Here is a 1265-nt window from a genome sequence, read left to right on the forward strand (position 1 = left end):
GCCCCCGGCCGACCCGCCGCAGCCCGCGCAGGAGCCCGGCACCCGGCCCGCCCGCCGCACGGGCTACGGCTTCGACACCACGTCCTGGACCGACACCGCCACCGGCAGGCTGTGGTTCAAGGTGGTCAACACCGGGACGCTCGGCGCCGGTTTCAGCGCCTTCACGGTCAACCACCGCGCCTACGCGGCGTGGCACTACACGGTCCCGGTGGGCGGCGACGCGAGCGACTACTTCAGCGCTCTGACCTACGGCGGCGGGAAGTACGACGTCGACCTGCACGGCCCCGACGGCTATCTGCGCGGCTTCAAGGGCGACGTGCGCACCTGGTCGGACGGCGCCAAGGGGCACCCGGAGGCGGCCGTGACCCCCGACCCCGCCGCGCCCGGGACGCTGCGCCTGGCCTTGACCAACGGCGGTGGCGCACCGGTCGTCTTCACGCTCTCCGACGGGCAGCGGGCCACCGTGGCGGCGGGCGGGGGCGCCCGGCTGACGCTGACGGCGGAGCGGGACGGCGGCTACGACCTCACCGTCACGGCCGACGTGGGCGACGGCTTCGAGCGCCGCTTCGCGGGGCGCCTCCACGCCTGAGCCGGTCCAGGTCGGCGGCCAGGGCGCGTGAGGGAACCGGCGACGGCTTCCCCACGCGCCTTCGCGGCCCGCGGCCCGCGGCCCGTCGTACGCGTCAGGCGTCAGGCGTCAGGCGTCCCAGAAGTCACCGGCGAGCGCTGCCGCGACGCGCAGGTGGGACCGGGCCTCCTCGGCACGTCCCTGGCGCTCCAGGGTGCGGCCCAGCATCAGCCGGGCGTAGTACTCGACCGGGTCGCGCTCCACGATGATCCGCAATTCCCTCTCCGCGCCGCGCAACTGGGCCGAGTGGTAGTAGGCGCGCGCCAGCAGCAGCCGCGGCCCCGTCTGCTCGGGAACCTCCTCGACCAGCCCGCTGAGCACCCGTGCCGCGACGGTGTACTCCTTGGCCTCGAAGAACATCTGGGCCCGCTCCCAGCGCTCCGCCGGTGTCCCGTGGGTGTAGTAGGCGTCGCCGGGCGCACTGTAGGTCATGTCCACTGGTGACCTCCTTCGCCGCCGTCAACCGCGTCCGACGGTTGAATATTCCACCAACCGGTGCGCCGGTGAGCGCGTGCGCCCTTGACGCCCGGCCGTGGCCCTGGATACTTGATCCCATCGAATCTACCGAACGATCGGTCGGGCGCTCGGGGTCGCGGCGAGGCAGGGGGAGACGATGACGGACACGCGGGCGGGCACG

At 73.8% G+C, this 1265-nt stretch carries 2 protein-coding genes; one reads left to right on the plus strand and one right to left on the minus strand.

The genetic code is table 11. The annotated features are described in order from the left end of the window. Positions 1–589: phospholipase domain-containing protein (locus K6I33_RS35120; protein WP_229358843.1), on the plus strand; the 589-nt coding region annotated here is incomplete at its 5' end. 108 nt (positions 590–697) lie between these two features. On the opposite strand, the gene K6I33_RS35125 is transcribed toward K6I33_RS35120, so the two are convergent. Continuing rightward, positions 698–1060 carry a tetratricopeptide repeat protein gene (locus K6I33_RS35125; protein WP_229358844.1) on the minus strand — a complete coding sequence of 121 codons (363 nt, stop codon included), beginning with the start codon at positions 1058–1060 and terminating at the stop codon, positions 698–700. Between the last annotated feature and the right edge of the window lie 205 nt (positions 1061–1265).

It is taken from the genome of Streptomyces sp. UNOB3_S3 (genome assembly GCF_020740895.1).
In the GTDB taxonomy this organism is placed as follows: Bacteria; Actinomycetota; Actinomycetes; order Streptomycetales; family Streptomycetaceae; genus Streptomyces.